The sequence below is a fragment of the Nitrobacter vulgaris genome, assembly GCF_031453995.1.
Taxonomy (GTDB): Bacteria; Pseudomonadota; Alphaproteobacteria; order Rhizobiales; family Xanthobacteraceae; genus Nitrobacter; species Nitrobacter vulgaris.
Genome location: NZ_JAVDPZ010000020.1, coordinates 51,254 through 71,665, shown reverse-complemented (window position 1 = coordinate 71,665; position 20,412 = coordinate 51,254). Strand labels below are relative to the sequence as shown.

The window sequence follows — 20,412 nt, the reverse complement described above, 5'->3', positions numbered from 1 at the left end:
CGAAGCCGCTCTGCAAAATTTTTGAGGAGATTATCGCCAGCAACATGGCCGAACGTATCGTTGATTTCTTTGAAGGCATCGATATCGATCAGGGCTAGGTAAACCGAAGTGTGAATGGAATTGCTCAGTTCGAGCGTGGTCATCAGATACTCCTGAAACCGTCTTCGATTGGCAGTGCCGGTTAAGGCGTCTGTACTGACGGCATGACGCAAGTCTTCCTCAATCTGATGGCGCCTCGTAACGTCAAAGCGAATAGATGTGTAACTATCCGGATTGCCGGCGGCATTCAGATGGGGAACGATAGTCGTATCGACCCAATAGGTTGTCCCATCCTTCCGACGATTGCAGATTTCGCCGCGCCATACCTGCCCTCGGGCGATCTGCCGGTACATTTCGCGAAAGAACGCCTTGTCATGAGCATCCGAGCGCAGGAGTCGGTGATTTTGCCCGATAAGTTCGTGTTGCGAATAGCCCGAAATTTCACAGAATTTATTGTTGACGTGTGTGATTGTGCCCTGAACATTGGTAATGGCCACGATGGCCGTGACATCGAGCGCGTAGTGAATGAATCCCGTTTCGGATTTGACTACCTCTACCTCACCGAGATCATTCGGCCCGTGAGAGTGTTGAACCACAATCATCCTCCCATCACTTCTCCCTCCAGATTACGGCGAAACGTTTAACAATACTCTGGCGGCGTCCCGATTGATCGGACACGCGACGTGTTGCATTAAGCACCAGCGGCCTTGGCTCTGAACGAGGAAATACCTATCAATTAGCTATAACTTTAATTTGGTTGCCAGGGAGCGATCATTGGTCGAGGTTCGCACCATTACCATTTAACGGACCGACCCTGAATGGGTTGCGCCGGGCCGGGCGCCAAAACATCTCCCGCGAATACCCTCAATCTGCGGACCGGCTTACCGAACTGCGAACCATGGAAGCTTGGCAAGCAGCCTCGGGGGCACGCACTGTCCGGCGATTGATGGCATCATCAAGGAGGCTGATGGAACGGCGGCGGAAATTGAAGACAAGGTGGTACTTGAGGATGCGAAACTCGTCGATTCGTAGGTGGGCGGAGGCTGCTAAAGGCTAAGTATCTTCCCATCTAGCAGAGAAGCCTATGCGCTACGTGGTGCCGAGCGCTCCCGGTCCTTGGTGCTATCGAGCAACGATGCGCGGGGTTTTCTATTTTGTTCTCCGCCGGCAACGACATGGATCCGACCCGCGGCGTCGCGGGGGCCAACTAGTTCCTTTATTCCGAGTTCTATTCTGCGTCGGGCTGACGGCCTGGTTCAGCCATGGCAAATGCCTTGAGACCGGACGCTGTCGCGTCGATCTCAAGGATTCGTTTGTATGGAGAAAGATCAACACCGAAACGTCGCGCATTAAACACCTGCGGGATAATGCAAATATCGGCTACCGTCGGCTGTTCACCGAGCGCAAAGGGCCCCGGCAGGTGCGCAAGACGGGCTTCGATTGCTTCGAACCCGACTTTGATCCAGTGCTGCGACCATGTTGTGCGGGCGGCCTCATCGACTCCCATTTCGGCCAGCCGATTCAAAACACGGAGGTTTCCGATGGGATGAATGTCGCTTGTCACCACCAGCGCGATTTCGCGCGCGATAGCGCGTGCTTTCGGGCTGGATGGCAGCAAAGGGGGAGCCGGGTGCGTTTCATCGAGATATTCGATGATCGCGAGTGATTGAGCGAGGCGAAAGTCGCCCTCGATCCAATAGGGCACCAGTCCAGCCGGGTTGATGTCGCGATAGGCCTGCTGGGCTTGTTCGCCTTTGCGTAAATGTACGAATTTGGTCTCCGCGCTCAATCCCTTGAGTCCGAGCGCTATGCGGACGCGGTAGGCTGCGGTTGACCGGAAGTATCCGTATAGCAAAGCGTCGCTGTTGTTCATCTCGCGGTTGCACCTTACGGCTTGGTCGGATCGAAACGGCGCTCAAGCCCTTGCCAACAATCCGCATAGTCGTCCTGCAGCGCGTCGGATGTTGCGGCATATTCGGTCACGCGCTGTGGAAAGCGTGTCTCGAACATGAAGGCCATCGTGCCGGTTAGCTTGACGGGCTTAAGTTCGGTATTGCTGGCATGGTCGAACGCCTCGCGGTCGGGCCCGTGAGGAAGCATGCAATTATGCAGGCTAATGCCGCCAGGTAGGAATCCCTGCGGCTTGGCGTCGTAAACGCCGTAGATCAAGCCCATAAACTCGGACATGATGTTCATATGATACCAGGGTGGACGGAACGTGTTTTCCGCGACCGCCCAGCGCTCCGGGAAAATCACGAAATCGATATTCGCCGTGCCGGCGATTTCCGAAGGCGACGTCAGCACGGTGAAGATCGATGGATCGGGGTGATCGAAGCCGATTGCACCGATTGGCGAGAACGCCCTTAAATCGTACTTATAGGGCGCATAATTGCCGTGCCATGCCACGACATCAATCGGCGAGTGAGGCAGAGTTGTGGACCATAACGCTCCACCCCATTTCACGAACAGCTCGGTTGGCCTGTCGTCATCCTCATAAGCGGCGACGGGGGTAAGAAAGTCGCGTGAATTGGCAAGACAATTCGCGCCGATGGGTCCCCGTTCAGGCAGCGTGAACGCGCCGCCGTAGTTCTCGCACAGATAACCGCGCGCAGGGCCGAATGGAATTTCGACGCGAAACTTGACGCCGCGCGGAATGACGGCAATTTCGCCCGGCTCGGCGTCGATCACGCCGAATTCAGTGACGAAGCGAAGGCTGCCCTCCTGCGGTACGAACAGCATCTCGCCATCGGCATTGTAAAAAAGCTGATCGACCATGGATTTCGTAATGAGATAGATATGCGCGGCCATGCCGACCTGAGTGTGGGCGTCGCCCGCGGTGGTCATCGTCCGCACGCTCTGCACGAAGGTCAGCTCGTCCTCTGGGATGGGCGTGGGGTCCCAGCGCAGTTGCGCGATCGGCATGTCATGCTCGAGGCACGGCGCTGTGCGCCAGAGTCTTGCATCGGCCTTAACGAAACGCCCGGAATGACGAACCGAAGGGCGGATACGATAAAGCCACGAGCGTTCGTTGGCGCCGCGTGGCGCGGTGAACGGCGAGCCGGACAGTTGTTCGGCGTACAATCCGTAAGCGCAGCGTTGAGGTGAATTGCGACCGATCGGCAATGCGCCCGGTAGTGCTTCGGTCTCGAAGCTATTACCAAAGCCCGACATATAGCCGGGTGTCACGTTGGCACTGCTGCGATTGACGGCGACAGGAGCGAAATTGGTGTTCATCGCCTTATCCTCCTTGAATGGCCGCCCACATCTCGCGGTCACGGTCCGCGGTCCAGATCACCGGGTTGTCGATGCCCGATGCCTCATCGAAAGCCCGGGAGACGTTGAACGGCAGGCAGTGTTCATAAATGGCGAAGGTCGAGAATTTCGGGTCCATGATTTCGCGTGTCGCAGCGACCGTTTCCTTCAGGCTGTGCCCTTTGGCGACGGACAATTCTGCCGAGCCATACAATGCAGTGACGAAATCGCGAGTCATCGCAATTGCCTCCCGTGTGATGGACTGTCCATTGAGGGCGTCACCGCGGCCGGGAGCGACCGCCTTGGGATTGAATTTGCGAATTTCATTCAAGGTCATCGGCCATTCACGCAAATAGGCATCTCCGCAATAGCAAGCGGAATGGTATTCAATCAGATCGCCTGAGCACATCACTTGCGCATCGGGGACCCATGCCACGATATCTCCGGATGTGTGGCCGGCGCCCAGATGCATCAACCTCACCGCGCGCTTGCCGAGATAGATTGTCATCTCAGTCTCGAACGTAAGTGTCGGCCAAGTTAGACCCGGGATGCTTGCGGCATCACGGAATAGCCGTGGAAACCGGCCGAATTCGGATTCCCAATCCTGTTGTCCACGCTCTTCGATCAACCTGTGCGTTTCTTTCGAGGCGACGATTCCCTGTGCGTGATATGCAGAAGCGCCGAGCACGCGCACTGCATGGTAGTGCGATAGAACAACATACTTGATGGGTTTGTCGGTTACGGTCCTGACGCGTTCGACGACGCTGGTCGCCATCGCGGGCGTCGCCTGCGCGTCAAACACAATGCAGCCGTCGTCGCCGACAATGACCGCCGTATTTGGATCGCCCTCGGCGGTAAACGCATAAATGTCTGGGCCGATTTCGGAGAATGTGATTTTCTTCTCCGCCATATCAGTCGTGGAAGCGAAACTCTTGGCGCTCATTTGTTTTCTTTCGTCTTCGAACTCCACTCACCCGCACTGATCATTCCCGAGGCGTCGCTTTGCTAACAAAACCGCCTCGCGAAGGACCTCTACATCCCCGATATGATTGGCAAGAATCAAAACGAGGGCGGTATCGAGCGACGCGCTCTGCTCATCGCTCAGGCCACGATGCGCCTCGACCACCAGGCGGTAAGCGGCGTCCGGGTCAGGAAAGTTGGACTGCGTCGAAAGCGTCATGGCATGCCCTCGATTAGCGCACTCGCCCGCGCGATTGCGGCTTGCACTACGGGTAACGTGGGATGTCTGAACCGCGCCGCAACGTATCCATCCGGTCGAAGCAAATAGGCGGACCCATCGGAAGCATCATAGCGCTTCGCGAATAGTCCGGATGTGTCGCGGAGTGGTGCATCGGGTCCGATGCTGATGCAGTGACAATCAAGCGGATCGAGAGCCGATCCGTTTCCGGATTCCAGCAGAACAAAATTGTCGTAGGCTGCTTTGAAAGCTTCGGTAAGATAAACACGGTCGCCGCTCGTTGCCGTCAATGGCGCGTCCACGATCGGCGCGCCCGGACGTGGGCCGGCACGCCATGTGTCGACGTCGCTGGTAGACAATGGCGTATTGTAAGTTGACGGCGTTGCTAGTCGTCCGCCGTTCACCATGCGCCTGGCGAAGTCGACCTCCTTGGCAAGTCGAAGCACCGCATGACGCATTCGCCGTTCGTGGTTTGAATGGGGGGCAATGAAATCTGTCGAGCGAGTCGACGCACGAATATTTTCGTCCGCCGCTGCGCTGCGCTCGCTCTCATAACTATCGAGCAGAGAAACCGCGGCCTTGCCCCGCAAGACGAGGGCGAGCTTCCAGGCAAGGTTTTCGGCATCCTCGAGCCCGGAATTCGCACCGCGTGCTCCAAACGGGGAGACCTGATGAGCGGAGTCGCCTGCGAAGATAACCCGCCCATGAATAAACCTCTGCATGCGCCGACATTGAAACTTATAGATCGATATCCATTCGAATTCGAATTCCTTGTGTCCCAGCATGCGTTCGATCCGCGGCCGCACATTCTCCGGAAGCCGTTCAACGGTGGGGTCCGCGTCTGGGCCAAGTTGCAGATCGATGCGCCATACGTCGTCGGGCTGGCGGTGAAGCAGCGCGGACTGTCCGGAATGGAATGGCGGGTCGAACCAGAACCAGCGTTCGGTTGGAAACGCGGCCGTCATTTTTACGTCTGCGATCAAAAATTGATCGTTGAAGGATTCGCCGGAAAAATCCGCACCCACGAAACCCCGCAAGGCCGATCGTGCGCCATCGCAGGCGATCACGAAATCAGATTTCAGTTTGTATCGTCCGTCCGGAGTCTCAATCTCAACAACGGCGTGGTCGTTGTGCTGCTCCAGGCCAACGACCCTGTTTCGCCAGCGCAGATTGATCAGCGGCAATTCCTGAACGCGGTCGACCAGATAAGCTTCGGCATAATACTGCTGAAGATTGATGAAAGCCGGCATCTTGTGCCCTTCTTCGGGCAACAGATCGAACCGGTAGACCATCTCGTCCTTGAGGAATATCTTGCCGACTTTCCAGGCAATCCCCTTTTCGACCATCCGTTCGCCGACACCGAGGCGATCCCACAATTCCAGCGATCGCTTGGAAAAACAGATCGCCCGCGACCCGTCACCGATCCTGTCTGTATCATCAAGCAGTACGACGGCTTGTCCGCGCTGTGCCAAATCGATCGCGAGTGAGAGGCCAATCGGCCCGGCACCGACGATGATGACCGGATGGTGCGCAGCTTTACCTTCAGTGCGCTCCTGATCGGGGTGCGGGCGATAAGCAAATTGCCTGACAGACCGCTGGGTCATGGTCGCTCCGGATCAAGCTCCGTCGCAATTGAAAATCTGGCAAAGAGGCTAGACCATCGCTAAAATGGTCGCAACTGCAACTATGAAAGTGCCGCTGAATTTTGCCGCCGACACGGCATCCGTTGCGAAGCTCGACCTGTTCAAATTCGTGCCATTTCGGCTGAACCGGCTGGCTGCCGAGGTCAGCGCTGATCCTGAACTGGCGCTGTCGATTGCGATCATTAAATATCTCCACGAGACTTTCCGAAGCCGCTGCTGAACTGGGCTGGGAGCGCCGCGCAGAATAGTAAGCAAGAGCAATCCGGATGAGAAAATGCACCTGAACGATCCCAAGCTTCGCACCTTCGTTGACGTCGATGCGGCATCCGACTTTCCGATCCAAAACCTGCCTTACGGGGTGTTCTCAACGCCGGAGCAGCCGGAGTTGCGCGTCGGCGTGGCGATTGGCAGTCAGATTCTCGATCTCGCCGTGCTGGAATCCGCCGGTCTGATCCGTTGCGACGAGGTTAGAGGAGTTTTTGCAAAGCCTTCGTTGAATGCCTTCATGGCGCTCGGACCGAAGGTGTGGTCGCAGACGCGCGAACGGATCAGCGAATTGCTGCGTCATGATAATCCGGAACTGCGCGACAACACGGACTTGCGCATGCGCGCGCTTGTACCCCAGAATCGCGCGCAAATGCATATGCCGATCCGCGTCGCAGGCTTCACTGATTTCTATTCCTCGAAGGAGCACGCCACCAATGTCGGCACCATGTTCCGCGATAAGGCCAATCCATTGCTGCCGAACTGGCTGCATATTCCTATCGGCTACAATGGCCGGGCATCGACCGTCGTAGTCAGCGGCACGCCGATCCGCCGTCCACGCGGGCAGTTGAAGCCGCCAACGGCGGAGCTTCCGAACTTCGGCCCGTGCAAGCGGCTCGATTTCGAACTGGAAATGGGCGTCGTGATCGGGCAGGGCTCCGCGATGGGCGAGATGTTGACCGAACGACAAGCGGAAGAGATGATCTTCGGCTTCACGCTGCTGAATGATTGGAGCGCGCGCGACATCCAGCAATGGGAATACGTGCCGCTGGGGCCGTTTCAGGCGAAGGCGTTCGGCACCTCGATCAGCCCGTGGGTCGTGACGCGCGAGGCATTGGAGCCGTTTCGGGTTCACGGTCCGGCGCAGGATCCGACGCCGTTGCCTTATCTGCACCAGACACAACCGAACAATTACGACATACGGCTCGAGGTAGACCTGCGAACGGAGAAGATGGCAAAGTCGGCCAGAATCTGCCGGACCAATTTCAAATACATGTACTGGTCGTCAGTGCAGCAGCTCGTGCATCATGCTTCCTCAGGTTGCGCAATGAATGTCGGCGATCTTTTGGGGTCAGGCACCATCAGTGGTCCCGAAAAGGCCGAGCACGGCAGCATGTTGGAGCTGAGCTGGAACGGGACCACGCCGCTTGAGATTGATGGTGGCGAGCGCCGTTCGTTCCTCGAAGACGGCGATTCGCTCCGCATTCGCGGCTGGTGTCAGGGAGACGGCTATCGCGTTGGCTTCGGCGAGGTCGAGGGCTCGATTGTAGCCGTAGAATAGTTGCTGAGGTGTGACCTGACGGATGTGGCGTTTTCGCTGATGATGTTTGCGGGCACGGAGACCGATATTGCAGCGATGCATGCGGTCGTTGGAATGACCTAGCCGCCACATCAAAGCCACGTTCGCTTCTTGTAGACGTTCGTGCGGGCTGCTGCGCAAGTCGAGACTTGGCTATGACACTGGCTATGGCCGGAAAGCGGCGCATATACACTTCGTCATACGCGCGCTGATTTGTTCAATGCGCAGCTGAAAGTGGAGCGCTGCTGGCTAACTGACAAAGCTCAACTCGATTTCGCCCTTTCCGCTTTGCATCGTAGAGCTGTTTATCGGCGAGCTTGTATAGCTCCGAGAACGATGTTCTTTGGACAAAGGTCGCTCCGCCGATGCTGATCGAGAGATCGCAGGAAACCCCTTCGAAACAAAATTCCGCAGCCTTCACAGTTTCCCGGATTCGCTCGGCAACCACGACGACCCGGTCCGAAGCAATGCCTGGAAGGAACACGCTAAATTCCTCGCCGCCCATGCGACCGACAAGGTCTACTTCGCGCAGCGTCGATCTGATGCTTTGAGCGATCAGTTTGAGAGCCTCGTCGCCTGCATCGTGACCGAAATTGTCATTGACGTTTTTGAAGTGATCGACATCCATGACTAGCAGCGCGCCATCGCAGCGCCTTTCCTGCTGGTTCACCCGTTCAAGATAGGCGTCTACCAGGGTCGTGAATGCAGCGCGATTGAAACAGGATGTCAGGCCGTCGGTTGAGGCTATAACTGTCAGTTGCTTATGCGCGATTGCCAGCTGGCGCAATTTGCTGAGAAGGTAGAAAAAGAACGGTGGCGCGATCAGCAGGGGAATGATCACATCATTCTCGGGGCTGGTCCCCAATCTCCATACGCCTTCCTTGAAGGAGTAGCTGTCGATCGTAAAGGCCAAGACGACGCAGCAGAGCGTCCCGGCGATCGTCAGCAGGATCACTCGGCCCCAGCTTTGAACCGAGGGTTCGACGGCTTTCGATGTGAACCAGCCATTCATACGTTAGGCGCTAAGGGACGAATATTAACAAACTATTCGGATTGGTAGCAGCATTTAGCGCTTCATCCGAATATCGAGCCGACAATCTAGGCGACTGTGTCCAAGGTTCTCCATCGCACTCGGCGCAAGAGCATATGATGCCAGACGGAGGGCCAAGTCTGAGGCAGGATTGAAATCGTCAGTAGGAGCTTTTGGCTATCGCATCAAGTTTGCGTACGGGCACATTCAAGACACGGGCCGCGACGCGAAAGGCAGAAAGCACTATCGCTACGAGGAGGCAGCGGTTCTAGCTATGCTACGGGGTCGGTTAGCCCGAGAACTCTCAGGCAATGGGCGGGCGAACAATCGCATGAGCGTGAACGCTGCCTAGCGATATTTTGCATTTCCCCGCTGAGGCGATCGACATCCTCCTCCTGACCGTTGCGCCGGATCGCATGGGGCAGCGTCGACTTGTCGTCGAAGGTAATCGAAGCATCGTCGAAGAGAGAAGCGGCGGGAGCTCTGTCATGATAGGCGTGAGATAACGAGAAGCGCCGGCCGTACGTCTTGTGGCTTACTGACTTTCCAACGCAGAACATCGCGCTTTATTTCGCGGATGTCGTAAACCGGATTCCTCGCCTCGTTTCGTGTCCGATTGCAGCCTTGACGGCTCGCGCGGGACTCGTGAACAGCTGGCCTTCAAGAACGTCGAACTCCTTTTTTGCTGAAAAGAACATGAAACCGCGACCGCTGCGAACGACTAGGCCCACCGCGCCTTGAGACGTTTCAATAATGTAGTCGGCCATGGACGTGTTATCCGTTTCAACGACTGTGCCAAGTACTCCTGCAATCGAGCCACGCGTTCGAATGGTGGTCAAGCTGCCTGGAAAAATAAGAATAACTCTGTCGCCGAAAGCTATAACCGGCGAATGACCGCGATTTGATCGTTGAAACGTTTGGCAATTGTTTTTTCAACATCCGCCTCGCGAGTATCCTGCGAAGAGCATGTCGATGCGCTTCCATTTGCAAATTGCGAGCATCGATCGATCACCCTGCGAATCGACCGGCTGAATTGTGAGATGCTAAAGCAGGAGCGTCGATGGTGTCCGTTACGTCTGAAGCGCCACCTGTTTCCCAGGAACGAGTCCGAAGAAGCATTGGCTTCCGTAACGCCGGTCGCCATTCGAAGCGCTCGAATCTGATTGGCGTCACGGCCGCTCTCAAAAGAAGATTATGTATGAACGCCGAATAGTCAGACGGACAAGATCACTTAACAACAAGCAAAATACGTAAAATAAATCTGCGGTCTGTTTGCTATAAAACGTGCGCGCACAAAGAACAGCGTGCGATGAGTCCGAATGGTGGAGCGTGAAGCTTGAACCTCGAATTGTTTCTCACGGTGGCGCTCAACGGTCTTACCGTCTCCGCTCTCTACTTCATTGTAGCGATCGGATTTTCGCTGATCTTCGGCTTGATGCGCTCGGTGAACATGGCGCACGGAACGCTGTTTCTTGTCGGTGCTTACGCCGGCGTTGCCGTTTTTTATCCGCTTTACGATGCCGGAAATGCATATGCCTGGATTGTAGCTCTGGTCGTGGGCATGGCTGCATCGGCGATTCTTGGCGTCGTGCTGCAGGTTGTCTTTCTTGGTTGGATGCAGGGTCAGGAGTTGCGCCAGACGCTGGTGACGATCGGCATCTCCATCATCGTTGCGGATCAGCTTCTGGCGATTTTTGGCGGACTGAGTCAGCAATTCTACGCGCCCGACATTTTGTTTGGGTCGGTGCCGGTCCCGTTCGTGCAAGGCGGTCAGTATTCAACCTTTCGCCTGTTTCAGGTGGTGGTGGCGATCGGCGTTGGTTTCGGCCTCTGGTTGATCTTACAGCGGACCAAGCTCGGCATCGTCGTGCGCGCCGGTGTCGATGATCGTGCCATGCTGTCGGCTCAAGGCGTCAACGTCCCGCTCGTCTCTGTTGTCGTTTTTGCAATCGGCGCTGCTCTTGCCGGTTTGGCCGGAGTCGTAGGTGGGACGGCACAACCCTTCGGCCAGGAGAAGGATATCGAATTCCTGCTGACCTCACTCGTGGTTGTGATCGTGGGTGGCATGGGATCCTTGCCCGGGACAGCGCTTGGCGCCCTTCTGGTCGGCATGGCCGAGCAGTTCGGACAGTCGTTATTTCCGACCTACTCGGTGATGCTTACGCTGCTCATCATGGTGGCAGTGCTCGCGTTCAGGCCTCGCGGCCTGTTGGGAAGAAAGTTCTCATGAGTGATGCGGTTCCCACATCTGCAGCGTTCAGCGGACGATCCTTGGCCTCGCCCGCTTTGATGTCGACGCTTCTTCTGATCGTCCTTGTCTCGCTGCCGGCTGTGCTACCGGAGTTCTGGACGGTCAACATATTCGTGCGGGCTATGATCTTCGGGATCGTGGCGCTCTCGCTTACGTTCCTTGCTCACTATGGCGGGTTCATCTCGCTTGCCCAGATGGTTGCCGCAGGCGTTGCCGGATACACGATAGCCGTGACGGTGCCGGATGCCATACCGGCCAATCGCTTCCAGCTTCCTTATGCGCTTGCCATCGCTCTGGCGCTTGTATTCTCGACTATTGCGGGGGTCGTGATCGGTGCCGTCGCGGTACGAACACGCGAGATCTATCTGCTGATGATCACGCTCGCGATCGCAGTGAGCTTTTACTTCTTCGTGCAGGCCAACGTCGAGTTTCTCAACGGCTATGAGGGGATTCGCAATGTAATGGGTCCGGATATTTTGGGTGTTCCCTTGCGTACGCCCGCGATCTTCTTCTATGCGGTTCTTGTCGTGGCCGCGGCCCTCTACGCGCTTGTGATCTATGTCAGCCGCGCGCCCCTCGGGCTGGTCCTGCAAGGCATTCGCGATAATCCGCGCCGTGTTTCAGCGCTCGGTTTTAATGTTGCTCTACATCGAATTGCGGCGTTTGGCCTTGCCGGCTTCATTGCAGGGGTCGGCGGCGTGCTGCTTGCCTTTTACAACATTGGAATCTCGCCAGGTACCGTGTCCACCCATGCCACGATCAGCATCTTAATCATGGCTGTGATCGGCGGCTTTGGTCATCCAATTGGTGCGTTCATAGGCGCACTCATTTTCACGATCTTCGACACTTTCGCTGCTGATATCTACGACCGCGATCGTTTCAATACACTCATCGGTGTGGTCTTTCTGACGATCGTGGTTGCCTCTCCCGACGGAATTATCGGCCTAATAGAGCGTAGCAAAGCTTTTTTGCGCGATCGCAGATTCGCATCTCATTCGGAATCCACCACAGCTATTTAACGAGATGACCATTTGAGGATCATGACCATGGCAACCAATCCCACCAGGAGGCAAATCCTTCAAGGAGCTGCGGCCATTGCCGGCTCTGCCGTCTTCGCACCGGCCGTTCATGCCTCTCAAGTTCCTATCAGACTGGGTACACTGGCTTCGCTGGAGGGACCGCTTGCTGTCAATGGGCAGGATTCTTATCGCGTCATAGAGCTTCTTCTTGAAGAGGCTGGTTACAAAGCGGGCGGTCGCAAGATCGAATGGATCCGGGAATCCTCGAACGCCAAGCCGGACGTCGCGCTTGCACGGACCCGCAAGCTGATCGAGCAGGATCACGCTGATGTTGTGATCGGGCCATTGTCGGGGGCCGAGGGTATCGCGGTTCGGGATTATTCGCGCACGGTTCCGAACAAGACCTTTATCAATGGTTCGTCTGCCTCGCAGGACAACACGCTCCGCAATTCGTCGCCGAACTATTTTCGCTTCAGCACGGATGGCACGCAATGGACCGCAGGACTCGGTGAATACACCAAGAATACTCTTAAGATCGACGAAGTGACCGTTGTCGCCTCCGACTACGCCTTTCCTTACTCACAGGTGTTTGGATTTAGTCTTGAGTTCACGCGGGCAGGCGGCAAACTCAACTATCTCTGGACGCCGTTTGGAACGTCCGACTACACTTCACTGATTGCGCAAATTCCAAAATCATCCGGCGCGCTCTATGTCGTCTATGGCGGGTCCGACGGACTGGCCTTCCTTACCCAGTATGCGCAAGCTGGCGGCTCGCTGCCGCTTCTTGGCGGGACCCTCCTTGCCGATCAGACGCTGTTCTCAGCCCGCGGCCCCCATCGCAAGGTGCTTGAAGGCACCATTTCCGCCGGCCCGATCGGGGACTATTACGACAACCCGGTCTGGAAGGACTTCCAGGCGCGCTACGTCAGGCGCTGGAGCAAAGATGTCGGACAGCAGACACCGGGCACACTTGCGTTCTCCTATTCCACCAACTTGCAAGCGGCACTGCTCGCCCTCAATGCCGTAGAGGGCGATCTTTCCGGAAACCAGGAGGCTTTTCGTGAGGCGTTGCGAAAGCTTGAATTCAAAAACTATATCGATGCCCTGGTGAAGCTTGACCACAACAGGCAGGCAATTTCCGACAATTTCCTCACCAAGGTCGAGGTGCGTGACAAGCGGTTGCAGTCGGTGGTGTTCAAAAAAGTGCCGAACGTGAACCAGACGCTTGGATTTCCTGAAGACAAGTATGTCGCGCTTGGCGCTCCATCCCGCAACAACACCGGAAATGTGAAGATATGACAGCTTTGAGACAATCGGGCGCCGCCGTCGTCTCGACGTTTCTTGCGGATGCAGTGCCCCAACCCAGTCCACTTGCCCTCGAGCTATCGGGAATCAGTCTCAGCTTCGGAGGATCGCGGATTCTCTGGGGTGTTCAGCTTGCCGTCGCTCGTGGTGAGCGTCGCGTTATTCTGGGGCCGAACGGCGCCGGGAAGACAACGCTTTTTAACGTCGTTTGCGGTGATTATTCGCCGAGCGCTGGGTCCATCCGCTATTTCGGGCGCGACATCACGCATCTGAAACAGCATATGCGTGCGCGCGCCGGTATTGCGCGTACCTATCAAAGCTCGCTTCTGTTTGACGGGCTTACCGTGCTCGACAACATCTTTCTAGCTATACGTGGTGTCAAAGGAAACAGGCTCTCGCTTCTGCGTCCCAGAGCGAGTGATCTCGATCTCGCGCGAGCGCGCGAAATCGCAGACCGTGTGCGCATCCGCCATAAACTCAATACTGATGTGCGTGATCTATCGCACGGGCAGCGCCGCCAGTTGGAGCTTGGTATGGCTCTCGCTGCGGGACCGAAACTTCTCATGCTGGACGAGCCCGCCGCAGGTCTTTCGCCCGGCGACAGACCAGAGCTGCTATGCACATTGCATGAACTGCCGCGCACCTTGACGCTGGTGATTGTCGAGCACGATATGGATGTTGCCTTGCCAATTGCTGATATTGTTACGTTGATGAAGGACGGTGCGGTCGTGATCGAGCGGACCCCGGACAAAGTCGAGCACGACTCCGCTGTGCAGGCGATCTATCTGGGGGAGGCCGCGTGATGTTGTCGGTCACCAATTTGCACGTCAACTATGGTCGCGCTGAGATTCTCCATGGGGTCTCGCTCGACGTCGGCGAGAAGCCAGTGTCCGTCGTCGGGCGCAACGGCATGGGAAAGACGACGTTTTGTTATGCCATTATGGGAATGATACCGATTCGGAGCGGCGCTATCGTACTTGATAACGTGTCTCTTGATCGTAGATCTGCGATGCAGGTCGCGCGGCGGGGAATCGCGATCGTTCCGCAGGGGCGGCGAGTCTTTCCCTCGCTCTCCGTCGATGAGCACCTCAAGCTCGCAAGCCGGGGCCAGAAAGCGGCATGGACCCCGGAGCGGATCTACGACACTTTCCCTCGACTCGCGGAGAGGAGGTCGAACGGCGGCGCTCAATTGTCGGGTGGAGAGCAGCAGATGCTTGCGATAGCTCGCGCATTGCTTCGTAATCCCAGGCTGGTCATCATGGATGAACCCTCGGAGGGATTGGCGCCGGTGATTGTCGATCAGTTGATTGATGTTCTGAAGAGGCTGTCTCTCGACAAGATCGGTCTTTTGTTGATTGAGCAGAACCTGCGGGTGGCCACTTCCGTTTCCGACACGGTCGCTATCATGCTGGGAGGCAGAGTTGCAGCTACGCTTCCGGCCGTTCAATTGAGTGCTGACGCGAGACTCCAGCGTCGCTATCTAGGCGTCAGTTCGACTATGCATTGATTCCGTTCATTTAAGGTGTGCCTGTTAGCTGACCTGAAGAAGATCGAGCTTGGCGTGCCCCTGTGCATCAGACGATAGCGTCGCATGATCGCAAGACACCAACGGTAAATGCCGACAAGCGAAACGCGCGGCATTTTATGCAAATTGGGAGTCGCCCCAACGAATGCCCGTTTAATTCAGGTCTCGCGTTTCGCCTTGAGGTACCGTTCAGGTCGTGGCCTTCCTGATGGCGTTCAACAAGAGATGGGACGAAAACGGTTTCTGCAAATAGAGCCGGACGCGCGCAATAACCGTGACATCGACGTGCGAAACGACAGATCGTCATCGACGATGTGTATAAGCGGCGCCGGCACGGTCATGCGGCGGACCTCGCGAGCGGTAGAACAAATCGAAAGGCCTGCTGCAGATGCACGCGGTTTCAAACGTACAAACACGTCTTGATGGCCACGTAAAACAATCCCGTTGCTTTCCCGTTCGCGTTTCTCTTATGAATACATCCGTCCTCAATTTCCAATGATTGAGGCGCACAGCAAAAATACTTACGACTTGATTTAATCGCTCGGATTTACTCGACGAAATGGTCAGGGAAGGGGGATGCGTGATGCATATCGACCGTAAAGGAAATCGGACGGGCCTACGCAAATGCCTCCCTTGCAGCGCCTTTCTATTGCTCGGACTTTCAATCTCGCCGGCGTTTTCGGCTGAAACCGGAAGCCGCGCGCAACAGGGCGCCACGGTCACATGCTCAAGCGGATTTCTGCCGGGCGCGGGAGTTGTCAATAATCCGCCCGACCTTCTGGTCAACGGCGAGTGCCACGTCAAACCTAATCAGACGTACTACTTCGAGAACGTCAACGTTCTCGACAAAGGTCGGCTCGTGTTCGATGAACTTGATAAGACGATTAAGCCCACGGCCACTCACTTCTGGGCTCAATCGATGGTGATAGAGAATGGCGGGACAATCGCCGCCGGTTCAGCGAGACAGCCCTATGGGAATTATGGCAGTGTTCTGACCATTCATCTCTACGGAACCGACCGCAACGCAAGTGGTCCCGCGCTCGGCGCGCTTTGCCGGACCGCGCAAAATGCCGATACGGGCCCTTGCGGTATCCCCAAGTCGGCATGGAGCGACAACGGCAAGACGAAGCTTGAATTGCCTGGCGGCGTCTCGGACTTCTTCTACCGCTACGGCCCGCTGCACGGCGATGGCAAATGCTCCGACGGCTCGGTCTGGTCGAGCACATCGCCTTGCGATGATAGTCAAGGCAAGCAGGTTGGGTATTTCGGCTACAAGGTTCTTGCCGTTTCCTATGGCGGGAGTCTTGAGCTCTGGGGCGCAACAGGCTCCTGCAACTCGATGGGCTGCTCCAATCCGCAACTGACCCATCCGAGCTGGACCCGGCTGGAAGGTTCGGTCGCGGCTGGCGGCGGCACTGGGGCGAATGATCCGCTCGTCGTCGCCGGTCCGAGCAACGAGCATCCGGAAAACCTCTATGTCAAAGCCGGCGATCAGATTGTCGTCACGACGACAGACTATCTGCCCGGTCATTCCGAAACCTTCGTTGTCAAGGACGCCAGCACGGGCGTTGGTCCGGCGGGACGATGGCTCGAGAAAATCCGGGTCGATCACGGCGCGGGGTGGCACCATAACGGCGAACGCTACGCGCTCACCGACAAGCTGGCGCCATCGCAGGGGCGCCTCGACCTTGATCCCGATCTTGTCAAGAACGGCGTCGAGACCCGCGCCGCTGTCGCCATCCTGAATCGTAGCATCCGGATCGTGTCCGGAGGCGACCGGCCGGGCGAGGAGTTTCCGGCCTCGACACCCGAGAACCCCTGCGTCGCCCAGGACGGCAAAGGGCCGTGCTATTCGCTCGGCGGCCATGTCGTGTTCCGGCAGGGGTTCAAGGCGGTGCACGTCAAGGGAGTCGAATTCAAGGAGCTCGGGCAGGGCGGGCGGATGGCGCACTATCCGGTGCATTTCCATATGGCTCGCCAAACACCGGCAGGAACATACGTGCAGGATTCGTCGGTCAACGAATCGATGACCCGCTGGATCGTCCTTCACTCGACGCAAGGCGTCCTGCTTGCCGGCAACGTCGGCTACAAGTCCATCGGCCACGGCTTTTATCTTGAGGACGGCACCGAGACCGACAACAAGCTTTACGGCAATCTCGGGATCCTCGCGCGCGCCGCGGTCGCCAATGAACAAAATCCGCGACGGATTCCTGGAATTCTTGCGGCTAATGAAGATCACAAACCCGTGCCGAAATTTCCGTTCCTGACCGACTCGACCTATCCGTCGGTGTTCTGGATCACGAACGGCTGGAACGAGTTCATCGGCAATATGGCGGCCGGCGCCACGGCCTGCGGATCGGCCTACTGGTTCGTGCCGACCTGGAATAGCGACAGACCGGATGTGATGACCCCGAATAACAGCCCCGATCAACGGCATATGAAGTGGTCCGGTTATGCCGGACTGCAAAAGGACGGCGCTTATCGAGGCTCGACGCCGCTCAAGGCATTCGTCGGAAATTTTGCCACATCGACGATGATGTCGTTTCAGACGACCGGCGACGCACCGGAGTGTTCGGGCGTCGTCAAGCCTGACACAGCAAAGGTGAGCGCGCCCGCCAACAACGTTCTTACGGCGGTTCGCAGCCTTGCGCCGGATCCGAACGATAATGAGGCCAACGATCATTACTATCCGCATGCGGTCGGTGGAAACCGGCACGCGACGGCCTGCAACAGGAAGGATGACGGCACTTATGATTGCGAGGGCATCAAATTCTGCGATCCGGGTCACCCTGAAAATTGCGCGGTGACCGTCATCGACAAGTTCACGTCGATGTTCCATTGGGCCCAGCACAATGTCGCGGCGATCTGGCTGCGCAATCAGTGGTATCTCGTCGCCAACAGCGTGCTGTCGGATGTTCAGAACGGCGGCCTGACCTTCATCACGGGCGGCGATTATACCCATGCGTCGGTGATCCGGGGCTATTGGGCGCTTGCGCGCAAGAGTGTTTTCATCGGCCATACCCAGCCGCAGGACGACATCCATGCCTTCGCGCTGGATGCCGGACCCTTCAACGCGCGTTCGAAGCTCCGCTGCGATTGGCAGGTGGCGGGCCTTGCGCCGAGCAATTATTGCCTCAGCGCGAAAGAGGGCGTCTTCATTCCGCTGGTCAATTTCGACTCGGGGCAGCGTCTCTTCAACATCTACGACGGTCCCGCCTATCAGGATTCCAACGCCTACCTCGACATCACAAAATCAGACTGTCCCATTCCCATTACCGAGCTGAGTACCGATCCGGGCTGCATGTATGGCTCAGGCGTGGTCCTGGGCGTCACCAAGGATCCACTGAACGGGCAATGCTATCTGCCGAACGCGGCCATCGGTTGGAAACAGAACAACGGCTTCTTCTATCCACCCGCTTTTCACTCGGCGAATCTCTTTTTCAGCAACGTCGACATCCGTCATTTCGTATTCGATCCGTTGTTTCGGGCGCCCGATGGCGTGACGGGTGAAAAGGACTTTGGTCAGGGCGGCACCTATCGCACGGCGACCTCCGGCCCCAACGCAGTGAAGAATTTCTATTGCACCTCGACGGAAAACATGTTCGACGGCTGGAGCGGTATCGACCGGCAGACCGAGCTCACCGACGACGACGGGACGCTGACGGGACTCATCAGTTCAAAGCCCGGCGGCGAGACGGTGTCGATCAACGAGGATCAGTTCTTCACCGCCAAGCTTGAAACCTCCGAGTGCAAATCGAACCTGAGGGTCAGTCCCTCGCTGGTATGTCCGCAGAAGCCGCCGCCGCCCGCGCCGACGCCATCGACCGCAAAGACGAGTCCCTATGATTACGTGGCCACGGCGATCGCACCGGGGTGCTCGGAGAAGTCCCCACCTGATCCGTCGAAACCCTATGGCCGCTGCGGAGACTCGCCGGATCTCGGTCAGGGAGGCGAGTGGTCGAGCGAGTGCTCCAACGGAGCCTGCTACGGCGTGCCGCTGTACCGCCAGTATCTGACCACGTCCGAGCAAGGTCATTGGCAGACCAACGGCTGCGTCGGAAATCCCGATACGCCCGCGTGCCGCTGGCCCTTCATGCGCATGGGCGGCCAGAACATGTATCAGCGCGAAACGCTGACCGTGAACAACGGTGTCTACTACGTCGACACGTCCGTTTCCAAGACCACGCAGAATACGGAGAACTATACGACAATGAAGCCGCGGGACGTGAATGTCTTCGCCCCCGGCCAGACCTATTACATGTTCTTCCTCTATGCGAAGCCGAGCACGGCCCAGACCTACCAGATCTATGTCGGCGAGGGCTTTGATACGGGAACAGTGAAGCCCGTGCGTGGAAGCCTGGCGACCGCGCCGATCAAGTTCAGCCCGGACGCCTCACCCAATGCGGGGAAGTGGTTCGCCGTGAAAGGAGTCTCCAGGGGCGTTTTGACCATCGAGACCAATTTCGCGGGCCAGTCCGAGCTCGATCCGAAGCAACCGAAAAACGGGCTTTGCGGTCCGGCGACCTTTTGCGGTTGGAAGAAGGACGGGAGTTGCGGTTCAAAGCTCGCGGCCACAGATCCGGGCAAGGAGCCGTTGCTTGTCGCCGATCCGGCGCTGGCCAAGGAAGCGGACGCTGTTTGCCGGACCTGGGCTGTCAAGGATCTCGATTGTCCGTCGGCTGGATGCTTCGGCTTTTCGTTCACGCTTCCAGCCGGTTTCAAGGCGGAGGACCAGGGACAGGCGGCGCGTCCGACGCCGGTTGCGTTTCCCGCGACGGGCGACTTCGCAACGCGCTTCCTCAACACCAAAACCGTCCCCGACAACGCCAGTCATGCCAAAGACGGGGTCGAGACGGAATGCTTCTATCCAAGACTACCCGGCAGTTGCCAGGCGCAATAGCCGGACCCGTTTCCCGTTCCGGAGCGGCGTCAATGTCACGATGGCTTTGGCGCTGCCGATCCTGAAACGGATTATAAGTGTAAACAGGTTGGAGAGTGGCCCATCCGGACCGACGTGAGGTGTCCACTGCCGTGATCGTTTTTAATCAACGCCGACACGCGCAGGTAAATAATATTGAATGTGCGCGATTGGATAAGGATCCTCCCGAGATCAGTTCGAGGTCAACGAAACATGCAAGACATGCGGTTAAACTTCTACGGTTATTCCGCTGCCCTTGTGGTCCTCATTTCATGTGCGGCAAATGGCGCGATGGCGCAGTCTCTCACGCCGTTCCGGTATGAATCCCAAGCGCAACGCAATTGTCCCGGCGATACGATCGTCTGGCTCGATTTCAGAAAAGAACGCTATTACCTGAAAGGCCAACGACGCTATGCGTCGGGAAATACCGGCAGCTTCGTGTGCAGGAATGAGGCCCGCGATAGTGGCTACCGGCGCGCGCCCTTGGGATTGAGATAAACCCGCTCGCTACCCCATACGCAACGCGCAGCAGGTGGGCATCGCGTCTGCCAGAGGTTCATCTCTGAAATGATATGTAAGCCTTCGCGTTTGTGATTGCAGTGGACCGATGATAATCGCAAAACGTCATCATGCATCAAAGTGACGGTACAAACAGCTGAAGGCCGCAT

15 protein-coding genes and 1 pseudogene are annotated in these 20,412 nt (G+C 57.1%); 9 read left to right on the top strand and 7 right to left on the bottom strand.

Going from position 1 to position 20,412, the window contains the following annotated elements; genetic code table 11:
* Window positions 1–641 (bottom strand): sensor domain-containing diguanylate cyclase (locus tag GGQ85_RS13160; protein ID WP_309774884.1); only part of this gene is annotated, 641 nt, incomplete at its 3' end.
* 304 nt (window positions 642–945) lie between these two features.
* Between GGQ85_RS13160 and GGQ85_RS13155 the strand changes: the two genes are divergently transcribed.
* Window positions 946–1,071 carry a ferritin family protein gene (locus GGQ85_RS13155; RefSeq protein ID WP_309774888.1) on the top strand — a complete coding sequence of 42 codons (126 nt, stop codon included), beginning with the start codon at window positions 946–948 and terminating at the stop codon, window positions 1,069–1,071.
* 196 nt (window positions 1,072–1,267) lie between these two features.
* Here GGQ85_RS13155 and maiA read toward each other — a convergent pair whose 3' ends face one another.
* Genes maiA through GGQ85_RS13130 form a run of 5 tightly spaced genes read right to left on the bottom strand, consistent with a single transcriptional unit; the run spans window position 1,268 to window position 6,093 of the window.
* Complete coding sequence (gene maiA, locus GGQ85_RS13150) at window positions 1,268–1,912, bottom strand: maleylacetoacetate isomerase (RefSeq protein WP_309774883.1); 645 nt, start codon at window positions 1,910–1,912, stop codon at window positions 1,268–1,270.
* Between the two features lie 14 nt (window positions 1,913–1,926).
* Complete coding sequence (hmgA, locus tag GGQ85_RS13145; protein WP_309774882.1) at window positions 1,927–3,273, bottom strand: homogentisate 1,2-dioxygenase; 1,347 nt, start codon at window positions 3,271–3,273, stop codon at window positions 1,927–1,929.
* A 4-nt stretch (window positions 3,274–3,277) separates the two neighbouring features.
* The gene (locus GGQ85_RS13140) at window positions 3,278–4,234 is read right to left on the bottom strand and encodes an MBL fold metallo-hydrolase (protein ID WP_309774880.1); all 957 of its coding nucleotides are present in this window, start codon (window positions 4,232–4,234) and stop codon (window positions 3,278–3,280) included.
* 27 nt (window positions 4,235–4,261) lie between these two features.
* Complete coding sequence (locus GGQ85_RS13135) at window positions 4,262–4,471, bottom strand: DUF2783 domain-containing protein (protein WP_079447923.1); 210 nt, start codon at window positions 4,469–4,471, stop codon at window positions 4,262–4,264.
* Window positions 4,468–6,093 carry an FAD-dependent oxidoreductase gene (locus GGQ85_RS13130; RefSeq protein ID WP_309774879.1) on the bottom strand — a complete coding sequence of 542 codons (1,626 nt, stop codon included), beginning with the start codon at window positions 6,091–6,093 and terminating at the stop codon, window positions 4,468–4,470. The genes GGQ85_RS13135 and GGQ85_RS13130 overlap by 4 nt, the downstream gene beginning before the upstream one ends.
* 64 nt (window positions 6,094–6,157) lie before the next feature.
* Between GGQ85_RS13130 and GGQ85_RS13125 the strand changes: the two are divergent.
* Window positions 6,158–6,283, top strand: a pseudogene (locus GGQ85_RS13125) (MarR family winged helix-turn-helix transcriptional regulator); the annotation flags it as partial.
* A gap of 123 nt (window positions 6,284–6,406) precedes the next feature.
* Window positions 6,407–7,678, top strand: a complete 1,272-nt coding sequence (gene fahA, locus GGQ85_RS13120; protein WP_309774878.1) for a fumarylacetoacetase — start codon at window positions 6,407–6,409, stop codon at window positions 7,676–7,678.
* 235 nt (window positions 7,679–7,913) lie between these two features.
* Here the strand turns inward: fahA and GGQ85_RS13115 are convergent, their stop codons facing one another.
* Complete coding sequence (locus tag GGQ85_RS13115) at window positions 7,914–8,651, bottom strand: GGDEF domain-containing protein (RefSeq protein ID WP_244553548.1); 738 nt, start codon at window positions 8,649–8,651, stop codon at window positions 7,914–7,916.
* 1,411 nt (window positions 8,652–10,062) lie between these two features.
* Between GGQ85_RS13115 and GGQ85_RS13110 the strand changes: the two genes are divergently transcribed.
* From GGQ85_RS13110 to GGQ85_RS13085, 6 genes are all read left to right on the top strand, one after another.
* Window positions 10,063–10,956 carry a branched-chain amino acid ABC transporter permease gene (locus tag GGQ85_RS13110; RefSeq protein WP_309774877.1) on the top strand — a complete coding sequence of 298 codons (894 nt, stop codon included), beginning with the start codon at window positions 10,063–10,065 and terminating at the stop codon, window positions 10,954–10,956.
* Complete coding sequence (locus GGQ85_RS13105) at window positions 10,953–11,996, top strand: branched-chain amino acid ABC transporter permease (RefSeq protein ID WP_309774876.1); 1,044 nt, start codon at window positions 10,953–10,955, stop codon at window positions 11,994–11,996. Before GGQ85_RS13110 ends, GGQ85_RS13105 begins: the two co-directional genes overlap by 4 nt.
* Window positions 11,997–12,023: 27 nt before the next feature.
* Complete coding sequence (locus tag GGQ85_RS13100; RefSeq protein ID WP_079447984.1) at window positions 12,024–13,295, top strand: ABC transporter substrate-binding protein; 1,272 nt, start codon at window positions 12,024–12,026, stop codon at window positions 13,293–13,295.
* Window positions 13,292–14,104 carry an ABC transporter ATP-binding protein gene (locus GGQ85_RS13095; protein WP_309774875.1) on the top strand — a complete coding sequence of 271 codons (813 nt, stop codon included), beginning with the start codon at window positions 13,292–13,294 and terminating at the stop codon, window positions 14,102–14,104. The genes GGQ85_RS13100 and GGQ85_RS13095 overlap by 4 nt, the downstream gene beginning before the upstream one ends.
* On the top strand, window positions 14,104–14,808 hold the full coding sequence (locus GGQ85_RS13090; RefSeq protein ID WP_309774874.1) for an ABC transporter ATP-binding protein: 705 nt from the start codon (window positions 14,104–14,106) through the stop codon (window positions 14,806–14,808). The genes GGQ85_RS13095 and GGQ85_RS13090 overlap by 1 nt, the downstream gene beginning before the upstream one ends.
* Window positions 14,809–15,409: 601 nt before the next feature.
* Window positions 15,410–19,726 (top strand): hypothetical protein, encoded by a 4,317-nt coding sequence (locus GGQ85_RS13085; protein ID WP_309774873.1) that lies wholly within the window; start codon window positions 15,410–15,412, stop codon window positions 19,724–19,726.
* The last annotated feature ends 686 nt before the right edge of the window (window positions 19,727–20,412 follow it).